This is a genomic window from Synergistes jonesii (genome assembly GCF_000712295.1).
Taxonomy (GTDB): Bacteria; Synergistota; Synergistia; order Synergistales; family Synergistaceae; genus Synergistes; species Synergistes jonesii.
Genome location: NZ_JMKI01000015.1, coordinates 1 through 12,539 on the forward strand (window position 1 = coordinate 1; position 12,539 = coordinate 12,539).

The window sequence follows — 12,539 nt, forward strand, 5'->3', positions numbered from 1 at the left end:
ATTTCCGCCGACCCACAGGCCAAGGACTTCACGATGCCCGTCCAGTCTTGTCCCAATAGCAACATAAACGGCTTTCTTGACGGTTCGGCCGTCCTGCCTCACATTGAAATGCACGGCGTCCATAAAGACGACTGCATACTTTTTGGCCAGCGGCCGGTTCTGCCATTCTTTGGCAATCGGCAGAATTCGATCCGTCATTCGCGAAATCATTTCAGCAGAGGCATCCACACCGTAGATAGACTGCAGGTGAGCCGAGATATCCCGGGTCGTCATGCCTTTTGCATACATGGACAGGACCTGATCCTCTATATTTGAGATATCGGTCTGGTTCTTTTTGACTGACTGCGGTTCGAAGTCACCCTTGCGGTCTCTGGGGACGTCGATCGGGATATCTCCGGCCGAAGAGGTGACTGTTTTAGGGCTGTAGCCGTTGCGGCTGTCATCTGTATGCTTGTTCTTGTAGTCATATTTGCTGTAACCGAGATGGTCATCCATCTCGGCTTCCAGCATCTGCTGGATCGTATCTCCGAGAAGATCCCTCAGCATAGCCTGTACGTCCTGGGCGTCTTCCGGTTTGTAGTGGGAAAGGAGACTCTGAATAAGCGCTTTTCTTTCCGGTGTCAGTTTTCTCTGTCTTGCCATAAAAATATCCTCCTGGATTGAATTTATCTTAACACCAATCCAGGAGGCTTGCTTTCTTCTCTATGGAGTTTACACAGAATTTGTTATACTCTCTTCTGTGGAGTAGTATCATATAGAACGTTCTTCACATCAAAAAAACTCTTTTTATTGTTCTTCTGTAGATAACAATAGCAGCGGGGAGAAATCCCCGCCGCCCGATACCTTATGTGTAAATCAGATCATGATTTACTATCTCCATTGCCCTGTCCAGGATATTGTTCATGTGCCGTACCCATAACATTTGATCCTTCGCTTTGAGTTGTTCAGTTACGCCCTCTCGTTCTGCCATCTGTTTTATCAGTAGGAGCATTTGCGCTATTACTTGTTTGTTAATGTCGGCCAGATAGGCATTCAGCTTACCACTGGTCAGCAGCTCCGTGTACAGGGCTTTGCGCCCCTTCTTGATGTATTTCAGGTGCCGTTGCCCCCAAACGCCGATGGGACTTTCTTCTTCGGCTAGAGTCTGTTCACATTAAATTGCATCTACAATCATAGCAAAGTAGATGAACCCACAGAACAGCACGTCAAGCTTATCGTAACGGGTAAATATTTTCCGAAACCGCTTAAGACGCAAGAAATATCGCTCTATCTCATTGCGTTGCTTATATCTCTCCCTATCATACTCCCATGGATCTTTGCGGTTCGATTTTGGAGGAACAACCGGAAAATATCCCTTCTCCATCGTTTTTCTCCGCATATTCTCTCCCTCATAAGCTCTGTCCATCAGGATGTATTTTTGCTCTGGGACTCTTATGATCTTGTCAAGCAGAGCTGTGCCTTCCGACGAGTCATGGGCTTCTCCTCCGGATAGCACGAAGCCGACAGCCGATCTGTCAGTTGCGGTGACCATATGAATCTTCGTTGTGAGCCCGCCTCTCGATCTTCCAATGGACTGTTTTCCTCTTTTTTTAAAGCTCCCGTTCCGTCGGGATGAACCTTTACCGATGTGCTGTCCAGGCAGACCGCCTCGACCTTTATGCGAATAATGTTCTCCACTTGCAACACTTCAAACACGCGCTGTAAAACGCCATTTTTGCTCCACCTGTTCATGCGTACATAAATCGTATGCCAGTTCCCACAGGATTTCGGCAACGCCCTCCACTTGCAGCCGTTTTCCGTGACATACAGTATCGCATTGATCAGTTGGAGATTACTCATACTCACATTCCCGCGCTGACGGGGCAAGTATTTTTCGATACGATCATATTGTTCTTGAGTGATTTCCATGTGCGCATTATCGCACATCAATGGAATATTGTCTATTAGTGTGAACGCGCTCTAGTACTTTCAGGCAAGGGATGTAGTAATCGCCCCGTAGCTCGTACCATAAACCGTTGCTTTCATCATAAAGGGTCTTTTTCATTGTGAAATCCTCCTGTAATAATAGCTCTGTTGATGTATTCGCACATATGTCACTTATCTCCCGATTGCCGCCCCTTGTTATATCCTGTTATGGTTTTTTCTTGCCCTTGCTTTTGCCCTTATGGGCTGTAGGGGCATCGTGGAAATTCGGCGAGCAGATTGCGGAAAATCCTTTGTTTTGGGCGGTTTCAGAGGATTTCATTAAAGCCCTATAATCAGCGGCAAACGCCTATGATTTCGGGAATTTCAAATTCCGATTTGAAAGAGGCCCAAGAGAAGAACCTTCTGCGGCATCAAACGAAAACGCTGGGCGATCGAGAACAACCTACACTGGATGCCGGACATGGCCTCCAGCGAGGACGATTGCCGTGCGAGAGCAAAGAATGCGGCCGAAGTGATGAATATTCTGCGGAAAACTAGCTTTGCAGATGCTGAAGACCTACAACACATACAAGTGCGGGATGAGGAGCAATCACGAGCTCTGCAGACTCGGCATTCCTACTGTGCTGCAGGTCTTGGGGCTGGCACCTGCCGGCGTACTTATTTCGTAAGCAATCGCCCTGGCCTGTTTTTGCCCGCGCTTGTGTATTTTCCCGCGCCGTGATAAAATAAAAGCATTCTGAAAGAAGTCTATTTCTTCGGGAGCTGCCGGAAGAAATAGAGCATTTCAAATCACATTACTGTCCGTGGGGAGCCTTCCGCACGGGGGGAGAGGATGATTAAAAGATGTACAGCAAGACGGAATTTCAAGATTCTTCATTCATCGACGACACGGAAATACTGAGTTCTCTCGAAGAGGCGAAAAGGCTGGCGAAGGACGTCGGCGCAGTGCGCGCGCTGCTCGACAAGGCGCGCGAGTGCCGCGGCCTGACCCACCGAGAGGCGGCCGTGCTGCTGGAGATCACGGATCCGCAGCTGGAGCATGAGCTCTATTCGCTCGCGAAGGAGATCAAGGAGCGCATCTACGGCCGGCGCATCGTCCTCTTCGCGCCCCTCTACGTTTCCAATTACTGCGTGAACGGCTGCGTTTACTGCGGCTTCCACGCCGGCAACAGCTGCATGTTCCGCAAGAAGCTGACGATGGAGGAGATCGACCGCGAGACCGAGGCCATCCTCGCGCTCGGACACAAGCGCATCGCGATGGAGGCCGGCGAAGACCCGGTCAACTGCCCGCTCGACTATATACTCGACTGCATCCACCGCGTCTACGCCTACAGAAACGACCGCGGCGACTCCATACGCCGCATCAACGTGAATATCGCGGCGACCACCGTGGAAGAGTACCGGCGGCTGAAGGCGGCCCAGATAGGCACCTTCATACTATTCCAGGAGACCTTCCACCGCCCGACGTACGCGAAGATGCACCCAAAAGGCCCTAAGAGCAATTACGATTGGCATACGACGGCGCTGCACCGCGCGCAGGAGGGCGGCATAGACGACGTGGGGACCGGCGTGCTCTACGGGCTTTACGACTACAAGTACGAAACCGTCGCGCAGCTCATGCTCGCCGAATCGCTTGAGAAGATCTGCGGCGTCGGGCCGCACACCATCTCAGTGCCGCGCCTGCGCGAGGCCGAAGGCGTCGATATGAGGCAGTTCCCTCACATTCCCACCGACGAGCAGTTCCTGCGGCTCATCGCCGTCATCCGCGTCGCCACGCCCTACACCGGCATGATCATTTCCACGCGCGAAACGCCGGAGACGCGCAAAAAAGAACTCGACCTGGGCATCTCGCAGGTCAGCGCCGGCTCCTGCACCGGCATCGGCGGCTACCACAAAGAGATAGGGCAGCCCGATACGCCGGACACGGCGCAGTTCAAGGTCTCCGACAACCGCACGCCCGACGAGGTGCTCACCTGGCTCTGCGAGGACGGCTACGTCCCCAGCTACTGCACCGCCTGCTACCGTCAGGGGCGCACGGGCGACCGCTTCATGTCTCTCGCCAAATCCGGGCAGATACACAACTACTGCCAGCCGAACGCGCTGCTCACCTTCAAGGAATATCTTATCGGCTACGCTTCGGACCACCTTAAAGAGGTCGGCGAAAAAGTCATCGACAAAGAGGTCGAGAGGATACCGAACGACAAGGTAAAAGCCCTTACGAGGGAACGCCTGGGGCGGCTTGAGGCCGGTGCGAGCGACCTCTATTTTTAGCGGGAACTGGGGGCGGGCGCGTTCGCGATACCCTTAGCCTCCTTCCCCGCAGACGGCCCTTGTAAAATGGCGCGTTGACAAAGCCGAAGCGGCGAATATATAATCGTCAGCAGGGAAGGAGACGCCTCCTTTCAAAAATCGAATAAGACTGCCCTGTCAGTTGGTCCGCGCGCCCAGCGCGGACATATAATCTGAGAGATCCAGCCAAATTAACGCCGAAGGGCGTTTGATTTGCGCTGGATTTTTTATATTTGACGGCGCGGCGGAGGGAGGATTTGAAAAATGAAATTGGCGAGAGCGACGAAAGCAAAGATAAGGATGCCGCACGGCTATGCGCCGCTCTTCTTCGTCGCGGCCGCGGCGCGCCCCTCATGCTTCTATGAGCTTGGCCGCGGCTTTTCGGATAAAAGGGCCCACCATCCGCTGCACAGCGCGAAATTTGAAGCGGACGAAAGATGCGTCGAAACGGGCGTAGAGCTTCACATTGCGGGGGCGCTCGCGCTGCTTGACAAAAAGTGATTCGCGCATCCTGACAGTGCGTGAATCGAAAAAAGAGGCGGCACCGCAGCGGGCGCAAGCCTCTTTTTTTAGCGCCCGTCAGCGCGGTTTTGGGCTCTTGGGCGGGCGTTCGGGGATTTTCGTTTAATGACGGCGTATCGGCGGCAGCTTCCCCAGCTGCCGCCGTTCAAGCTCATACGCCGCCTTTGGCAGAGGTCTGAAGATATTTATTGCACGGGCTTCCGCTTTTCTTTTACCAACTTACGACACCGTTTTAGGCGCGTAAGATTTTCTCGTTGATTTCATAAAAAATAAAGATAAAATAATTGCGCAATATCGCGAGAAAGTGGTATATTATGTGTAATATATTGCTCTTTATATTAGGAGGAGTGGGGATTGAAGATAGACGACGGCTGCAATTCTTATGCGATATTAAAGGAATTAGGCCAGCGAGTCAAGGATTTGCGTATCGACAGCAGGCTGAGCCAGGAGGAGTGTGCCGCGATAGCCGGAATATCGCGCAGGACCCTATCCCTGTTTGAAAGTGGCCAGGATATACATTTGAGCAAATTTATCTGGATACTTCGCACCTTGAAAGTGCTGGACAATTTAAATCTGCTGATACCTGAGAAGCCGCAAGACCCGCGCGATTGGTCGGATTTAGGGCACAATAGAAAAAGAGTGCTGCGTACCAGGAACGATGAAAAAAGCGGCGATTGGAAATGGGGCGACGAAGTGTGAGCGTCGCGCGCGTAAAGTTATGGGGCAGAAATATCGGCGAATTGGTCAACGAAGGAGCCGGCAGCACTGCGATTTTCCGATACGACAGAGATTTCATAGGAAGCGGGATTGAAATCTCTCCTATTGTAATGCCTTTAAGCGACAGAAATTATACTTTCCCAGCATTGCCTTACAGTACATTCTTCGGTCTGCCGGGGCTTTTTGCCGATTCGCTCCCCGACAAATTCGGCAATGCGGTAATCGATCAATGGCTAGCCACACAGGGAAGAGACCCGGACAGCTTCAACGCCGTCGAAAGGCTTTGCTACACGGGGCAGCGCGGAATGGGGGCGCTTGAATATTTCCCCGCCATAGGCCCCCGCCGTACGAAAGCCGAACAAATCCAAATAGACGCGCTTGTGGATTTGGCATCTCAAGTTTTGCATAGCAGGGAGAGGATACGCGTCGATGCTGAAAAAGAGGACGCGTTAAAGCAAATCTTCTTAATCGGCTCCTCTGCCGGCGGTTCAAGGGCGAAGGCCGTAATTGCTTGGAACGAAGAAACAAACGATATACGCTCCGGTCAGCTGAATGCCGGCGACGGGTACGGCTACTGGCTGATAAAATTTGACGGCGTCGGCGGAAACGGCGACAAGGGATTGAAAGATTCGCAAGTATATACGAGGATAGAGTATGCGTACCACCTGATGGCGACAGATGCCGGAATCAAGATGAGCGAGTGCCGGCTGTACCAAGAAAACGGGCTATACCACTTCATGACCAAGCGCTTTGACAGAGACGAAGCGACCGGTGGAAAATTCCATATGCAGACGCTCGGCGCAATGGCTCATTATGATTTTAACGCTCCATGTACCGTGAGCTATGAACAGGCGGCGTCCATATGTAAGAAATTAAACTTGACGAAACGGGAGATCGAACAATTCTATAGGCGTATGGTGTTTAATGTCGTAGCGAACAATAACGACGACCATGTTAAAAACATTTCCTTCCTTATGGACAGAAATGGCAAATGGCGTCTCTCTCCAGCGTACGATATAACATTTGCATACAAACCTGGCAACTTTTGGCTTCGCAGGCACCAGATGAGCGTGAACGGCAAATTTGAAAACTTCACGGAAGAAGATTTGCTGTCAGCCGGCAGGACGATGGAAATATCCCGCAAGAGCTGCAAAAACATAATAGAGCAGGTATGCGCGAGCGTTCAAAAGTGGAAGATGTTCGCGGAAGAAGCAAAGCTGCCCGAAGAGTCTGCGAGCGGCGTATACGAGAATATGTGTTTCCAGCCGGCTTAACAGATTTGTCGATAATATCTTTAAAATATGAAACTTTGAGGCGGCCCCGCCAAAAGGGGCGCCATTTTTCGTTGGCGGCCCCTATCAAATGAAAGAAGAATACAAGAACTTGCTGCACGGTCGTGCCGCAAGAATTTGCATATAAATCATATCCTAACGGGAGCATATAATTGTATTTCATGATATTTATACCCTATAAGGTATATTGTTAAGGTGCGAAAAAACCGGAACGGGACGTCCCGTTCCGGCATGTTATCGCACGCGCGTAAGGCCGGGCGTTAAGCGCCCGAGTCCACCACCATTTCAGGCAGCCACGTCGACAGCGCCGGAAAAATTATTATCAGTATCAGCACGAGCGTCATCGCGGCGAGGAAGTAGAAGATATAACGGAAGGAATCTTCGTACGCTATGTCCGCGACCTTGCACGCCGTCATCAGGTCTACGCCCAGCGGCGGCGTATTCGCGCCGACCGCCATGTTCACGCAGATCATGACGCCCAGGTGTATGGGGTCCACGCCTATCTGCGTCATTATCGGCATAAAAATCGGGATCACTATCAGGATGATGGCCGTCGTCTCCATAAAGGTGCCCAGCACGAGCAGCAGCAGGTTGAAGAATATCAGCACGACCCAGTAGTTGTCGGATACCGAAAGGATGGCCTCTGCGATCTTCTGCGGGATGTTCTGCGAAGTAAGTATCCAGCCGAAGAGGCTCGCCGCCGCGATGATAAAGAGCACTACGGCGCTCGTCTTGGCCACTTCGAGGCATATCTCGAAGAAGCGGCGCCAGGTCAGCTTGCGGTAGACGTATTTCGAAAGTATCAGAGCGTAAAACGCCGCCACGCCGCCGGCCTCCGTCGCCGTGAAGATGCCCTGCAAAATGCCGACGATGATTATCGCGGGCGTGACCATCGGCAGGAAAGCTCCCTTGAAGGCCTCCCACTTTTCACGCGCATCCGCCTTGGGCAGCCGCGGATAGTTCTCTTTGCGGGCGAAATAATAGGATATCGCCATCAGCGACCCGCCGGAAAGGATGCCGGGGATGAAGCCGGCGATGAAGAGCTTTCCTATCGAAGCGCCCATCGTGACGCCGAGGACGACCATCACGATGCTCGGCGGTATTATCGTGGCGAGGGCGCCGCCGCACCCCAGCAGCGACGCGCTGAAAGCCGGACGGTATTTCTCCTCCTTCATCGCGGGCAGCATTATCGAGCCGATCGCCGCGACGTCCGCGACTCCGGAGCCGGATATAGCGCCGAAGAACATGCAGGAGACGACCATGACCATCGCCATGCCGCCGCGTATGTGCCCGACCATGCTGGAGGCGAAGCGCATTATGCGCGGCGTGATGTCTCCCTCGGCCATCAGGGCGCCGGCGAGCAGAAAGAGCGGGATGGCGAGCAGCGTGAAAGAGTCCGCCCCGACCACCATGCGCTGCGCTATCACGAGCCAGGGCAGCGTCGCGTCGTAGAGAAGATAAAGCGTCCCCGAGATAGCTATGGAATAGGATATCGGCACTGCGATGGCGATGCCTATGATGAGCGCCGCGGCAAGAATGAACAACTCCTATCCCTCCCTGCCGAAGAGCCTTGTTATATTGCGGAGGATGACGATCATCATCAAAGCGCAGCCTATGGGAAACGCCAGATAAAGTATCCCCGCGGGAATCTGCAGCGTGGTCGTCGTCATTCCCCACGTCCTCTGCACGAGGCGCACGCCGCCGGCCGCGCCGCAGACGAGGAAAAGGAGTGTTGCGAGGTCCCCGATGAGCAGGAAGAACTTCTTCAGCGTCCGTGACTTTATCCGGTCCATCATAATATTTATTTCCATATGTTCGCCGCCGACGAGCGCTACCGCCGCGCCTAGGAAGGTCATCCACACCAGCAGAGTCTGGCAGACCTCCGAGCCCCACGCTATCGACCGGTGGAAGATGTAGCGCGAGACGACCTCCACGAGCACGACGGCGAAGACGACGATCACGCCGGATATGAGCAAAAGTTCAAGAGGGCGGTAAGCCCTCTTGAGCAGATCGTTATTTTTTTGAGGCATAGGGCTATTTCCCGTACTCGTGCACCATATCCATCAGCTCTTTGCCGAAGGTGTTCTCGTAGCTCTTCCAGACCGGCTGTACGGCCTTCTGGAAAGCGGCCTTGTCTACGTCGTTGACCTTCATGCCCTTCGCCTTGAGCTTTTCGAGAAATTCGTTCTCTTCCTTGATCGTCTCTTTGCGCTGCGCCGCGCACCACTTCAGCGCGAGCTTCTTTATCGTGTCCTTATCCTTGTCGGATATCTTGCGCCAGACGTCGCTGTTCACGCAGAGCACCGCCGAGCCCCAGATATGTCCGGACTTTGAGAGGTATTTCTGTACTTCGTTGAAGGCGTTGGAGTAGATTATCGCGTAGGGGTTCTCCTGCCCGTCCACGACTCCCTGCTGCAGCGCCGAGTACAGCTCGCCGAAATTTATCGCCATCGGAGCGGCGCCGAGCAGCTTGAAGGTGTCGAGGCGCATCTTGTCGGGCGTCACGCGAATCTTCAGCCCCTTTAGGTCCTCCGGCTTCACTATCGGCTTCTTGTTGTTCGTGATGTGGCGGAAGCCGTTCTCCCACCAGGCGAGCCCCACTATCCCCTTTTTCTCAAGCAGCCCGAAAAGATATTTCCCGAGCTTTCCGTCGAAGGCCCTGTAAGCCGCTTCGTGGGACGGCCAGGCGTAGGGAAGCGCTTCGATGCCGAATTTGGGGTCGACGGACTGGAAAGAGCCGCCGCCGATAAGCCCGCCGTCGATAGTGCCGAGCGTCAGCCCCTCGACCATATCCTTCTCGTTACCGAGCTGGCCGCTTGGGTAAAGCTGGATGACGACGCGCCCGTCGGTATCTTTCTTGACCTCGTCGGCAAATCCGCTCAGGTTTTTGTGCCAGCAGTGGTCGGTGTTGAGGACGTGCCCGATCTTGACAACCGTCTCCGCGGCGTATCCTGACGATGCGAAGAGAGCCGCCGCAAAGGCTATGCAAAGCGCCGAAAAAACTTTTTTCATCTTAAAATCCACTCCGATGCAAAAATAATAATATTTTGTTGCTAAAATATTTTAGCACAAATAATGCGGGGGTAGCCGGAATAGAGCCGTGGTATTTTAAGAATGAACGGCTGAATCAAAATCATTAGAGATCAGGCGCGCGCGGGGCGTTTTTTTCAAGATATTATTTCGCCTGTGTTTTAACATTGACTTGTGGTATCTACATTGTTTATACTTAAGCGGCGAAGGGGGAATGGGGATGAACGGGACTATACAGAAGTGGGGAAACAGCCACGCTGTGCGTCTGCCGAAGGCGGTGCTGTCGGCGGCGCGTTTTCAGGAGAATGACCTTGTGGCGTTTTCGGCGGAGGAGAACAGGATAGTGATAACGAAGCTGTGCCGCAGGCACAGGACGCTGAAGGAGAGGCTTGCTTCTGCGCCCGTTCAGCCGCAGGCTGGGCCTGTCCAGCTGCAGGCTGGGAAAGAAGCGCCTGTGTTCGAGGAGTGGAACACAGGAGAGCCGTCCGAGGGCGAGGCGTTGTGAAGGCGTACAGGGCCAGACGCGGCGACATTATATGGCTGAGCATGAATCCGCAGGCCAGACATGAGCAGGCGGGGCGCAGGCCCGCGCTTGTTATAAGCAACGACACTTTCAACGACTATACGAAGTCGGGCGCTATGGTGTGCCCTATCACAAATACCGACAGAGGGAACGCCATGCACGTCCAGCTCGACGGGCGGACCGCCACCGCCGGCGTCGTGATGTGCGACCAGGCTAAGATTCTCGACGTCGCAAGCAGGAAGGCGGAGTTTATCGAGAAGGCTCCGGAGGATATCGTTTTTGAGGCGGTCGATATCGTGGCGGGCATTCTTGAATTCGACTGAGCCGCGCCGAACTGACGCGATAACCAGGAAAACAGCGGCAGCCTTATCGAACGGAACCGGCGGACCCGGAAAATAACATGGAACGGATCCAGCGCGGTTTTCCGTCCCTGTTAAAGACCGCTCACTCCGCGACCACGGCGAAGAAGATGAGCGGCCCGTCGCCGCAGTTTTTCAGCGCGTGCGACATCCCCCTTTTTGTCGTGAAAATATCCCCTGCGCGCGCGGGGCATTCCCCGCCGTCGTATGAGTAGACGCCCTCCCCCGATACTATCGCGTAGACTTCCTCGTCGGCGTCGTGCCTGTGCGGGCCGATGGAAGCGCCGTGCGCTAACTCTATGCGCGACGCGAGCCTGAGAGGCCCGCCGGTCGGCAGCAGGGACGCGAATATTTTCGCTTCACCCTCGCCGCCGCGGATATTTGCCGCGATTTCCGCCTTCTCGCTCTGTTTGATCAAAGGCATGACGATACCCCCTATGCTTTTTGCCGAAGATATTAGCCCTTTGCCTGAGAGTTTTCAACTACAGCCGCGCTCTCTCGTTTTGCTGGGATTTTTGCAGCTGCGTCTTTTATACTGCCGATATACTAACAGAACATGCTGACAGCGTTATTACAGCAACAAAGAGCATTGCTGCGGTGTTTCTGTTTATTCGTATTTTAGGAGGTAATTTTATGAAAACGTATGGTTACATTCGCGTAAGCAGCGACAAGCAGACAGTTGAAAACCAGCGCTTTGAAATCGATAATTTCTGCCAAAAGGAAAATTTAAGAATTGATGGCTGGATTGAGGAAACCATCAGCGGCACTAAGAACTACGATAAACGGCTTCTTGGCAAACTTCTGAAAAGAGTTCAGAAAGACGACATCATCATTTGTTCGGAATTGAGCCGCCTTGGGCGTAACTTGTTCATGATTATGGAAATTTTGAACATATGTATGAATAGAGAGTGTCGTGTATGGACGATCAAGGACAATTATCGCCTCGGCGACGACATACAAAGCAAGGTTCTGGCATTCGCTTTCGGACTCTCGGCGGAAATCGAGCGCAACCTCATCAGCCAACGCACAAAAGAGGCGCTGGCGAGGAAAAAGGTGGAGGGCGTTGTGCTTGGCCGCCCGAAAGGACGCAAAAGCAGTCCCGACAAGTACAAACTTTCGGGCAAGGAGACTTTGATTGCCGAGCTCTTGAAAGAAAATGTCTCGCAACGTAAAATTGCAAAAATCTGCAAGGTGGATAGAAATACGCTAGCCCGCTTTCTCAAGAGCGGTTTTGTAGAGAAATAAACGAGCCTTTTCGTGCAGCAGCACGCTTTCGCCTGTCCTTTTACAACCTCTGACAGTTGGGTGATACTCTCGCCCATCGAACAGAGCATCAAACGAAAGATCGAAGCGGTGGGAACACCTCTGAAAGATTGGGATATAAACATCTATCGCGGTGTACTGACCGGTTGTAATGAGGCTTTCATAATAAGCACAGAAAAGCGTGATGAGATACTTGCTAACTGTCAAACGAAAGAAGAGCGGAAACGGACAGAGGAGATTATTAGACCGATTCTACGAGGCCGTGACATCAAACGCTATAGCTACGACTGGGCGGGACTGTGGCTGATTTATATACCTTGGCATTTTCCGTTACAATTTGATAATACTATACAGGGCTCTTCTGAAAGAGCCGAGAAAGAATTTTGCCAGCAATACCCTGCTGTTTATAAGCATATGTTGCAATACAAAAAAGAATTATCTGCACGAAACAAAGCGGAAACAGGTATACGGTATGAATGGTATGCTCTTCAGAGATGGGGAGCTAACTATTGGGAGGATTTCTTGAAGCCAAAAATTGTGTGGGGTGAAATTTCAGATATTCCAAAATTCGGATTTGACGCAAAAGGTGAAATGTATTGTGAAGCTACGTCTTTTCTT

13 protein-coding genes and 2 pseudogenes are annotated in these 12,539 nt (G+C 52.6%); 8 read left to right on the top strand and 7 right to left on the bottom strand.

All coding sequences use genetic code 11. The features are described 5' to 3' along the window. From EH55_RS03935 to EH55_RS14120, 3 genes and pseudogenes are all read right to left on the bottom strand, one after another. Positions 1-642 (bottom strand): IS256 family transposase (locus tag EH55_RS03935; protein WP_037974978.1); only part of this gene is annotated, 642 nt, incomplete at its 3' end. A gap of 202 nt (positions 643-844) precedes the next feature. Then, positions 845-1,126: pseudogene (locus EH55_RS14845) on the bottom strand (TnpV protein); the annotation flags it as partial. A 27-nt stretch (positions 1,127-1,153) separates the two neighbouring features. Next, positions 1,154-1,908 (bottom strand): IS5 family transposase gene (locus EH55_RS14120; RefSeq protein ID WP_141730633.1). Its coding sequence is split into 2 segments (ribosomal slippage): positions 1,154-1,584 and positions 1,584-1,908, totalling 756 coding nucleotides; the frame shifts between segments, so codons are not numbered across the junction. A gap of 861 nt (positions 1,909-2,769) precedes the next feature. Between EH55_RS14120 and hydG the strand changes: the two genes are divergently transcribed. The 4 genes from hydG to EH55_RS03965 all read left to right on the top strand — a co-directional run bounded on the left by hydG (position 2,770) and on the right by EH55_RS03965 (position 6,728). Next, the gene (hydG, locus tag EH55_RS03950) at positions 2,770-4,197 is read left to right on the top strand and encodes a [FeFe] hydrogenase H-cluster radical SAM maturase HydG (RefSeq protein ID WP_037974980.1); all 1,428 of its coding nucleotides are present in this window, start codon (positions 2,770-2,772) and stop codon (positions 4,195-4,197) included. A 282-nt stretch (positions 4,198-4,479) separates the two neighbouring features. After that, positions 4,480-4,716: a hypothetical protein gene (locus tag EH55_RS03955; RefSeq protein ID WP_037974981.1), complete on the top strand. Its 237-nt coding sequence runs from the start codon at positions 4,480-4,482 to the stop codon at positions 4,714-4,716. A 375-nt stretch (positions 4,717-5,091) separates the two neighbouring features. Further along, positions 5,092-5,436 carry a helix-turn-helix domain-containing protein gene (locus EH55_RS03960; RefSeq protein ID WP_051682629.1) on the top strand — a complete coding sequence of 115 codons (345 nt, stop codon included), beginning with the start codon at positions 5,092-5,094 and terminating at the stop codon, positions 5,434-5,436. Then, positions 5,418-6,728, top strand: a complete 1,311-nt coding sequence (locus EH55_RS03965; RefSeq protein ID WP_037974982.1) for a type II toxin-antitoxin system HipA family toxin — start codon at positions 5,418-5,420, stop codon at positions 6,726-6,728. Before EH55_RS03960 ends, EH55_RS03965 begins: the two co-directional genes overlap by 19 nt. A gap of 278 nt (positions 6,729-7,006) precedes the next feature. On the opposite strand, the gene EH55_RS03970 is transcribed toward EH55_RS03965, so the two are convergent. From EH55_RS03970 to EH55_RS03980, 3 genes are read right to left on the bottom strand one after another with little or no spacing between them, the layout of a single operon-like run. Beyond that, a complete protein-coding gene (locus EH55_RS03970) occupies positions 7,007-8,290 on the bottom strand; it encodes a TRAP transporter large permease (RefSeq protein WP_037974983.1) in 1,284 nt (427 codons plus the stop codon). A 3-nt stretch (positions 8,291-8,293) separates the two neighbouring features. Beyond that, a complete protein-coding gene (locus tag EH55_RS03975) occupies positions 8,294-8,776 on the bottom strand; it encodes a TRAP transporter small permease (RefSeq protein ID WP_037974984.1) in 483 nt (160 codons plus the stop codon). A 4-nt stretch (positions 8,777-8,780) separates the two neighbouring features. Continuing rightward, positions 8,781-9,758 carry a TRAP transporter substrate-binding protein gene (locus EH55_RS03980; protein WP_037974985.1) on the bottom strand — a complete coding sequence of 326 codons (978 nt, stop codon included), beginning with the start codon at positions 9,756-9,758 and terminating at the stop codon, positions 8,781-8,783. 238 nt (positions 9,759-9,996) lie between these two features. Here EH55_RS03980 and EH55_RS13360 point away from each other — a divergent pair, with 238 nt between their 5' ends. Both EH55_RS13360 and EH55_RS03990 read left to right on the top strand, forming a co-directional pair. Then, positions 9,997-10,281: an AbrB/MazE/SpoVT family DNA-binding domain-containing protein gene (locus EH55_RS13360; RefSeq protein ID WP_051682630.1), complete on the top strand. Its 285-nt coding sequence runs from the start codon at positions 9,997-9,999 to the stop codon at positions 10,279-10,281. Then, a complete protein-coding gene (locus EH55_RS03990) occupies positions 10,278-10,622 on the top strand; it encodes a type II toxin-antitoxin system PemK/MazF family toxin (RefSeq protein ID WP_037974986.1) in 345 nt (114 codons plus the stop codon). Before EH55_RS13360 ends, EH55_RS03990 begins: the two co-directional genes overlap by 4 nt. 121 nt (positions 10,623-10,743) lie before the next feature. Here EH55_RS03990 and EH55_RS03995 read toward each other — a convergent pair whose 3' ends face one another. Then, positions 10,744-11,082, bottom strand: a complete 339-nt coding sequence (locus tag EH55_RS03995; protein ID WP_037974987.1) for a cupin domain-containing protein — start codon at positions 11,080-11,082, stop codon at positions 10,744-10,746. A gap of 209 nt (positions 11,083-11,291) precedes the next feature. Here EH55_RS03995 and EH55_RS04000 point away from each other — a divergent pair, with 209 nt between their 5' ends. Continuing rightward, positions 11,292-11,903, top strand: a complete 612-nt coding sequence (locus tag EH55_RS04000; protein ID WP_037974989.1) for a master DNA invertase Mpi family serine-type recombinase — start codon at positions 11,292-11,294, stop codon at positions 11,901-11,903. Positions 11,904-11,915: 12 nt separating this feature from the next. Beyond that, positions 11,916-12,539 (top strand): annotated as a pseudogene (locus tag EH55_RS04005) (hypothetical protein); the annotation flags it as partial.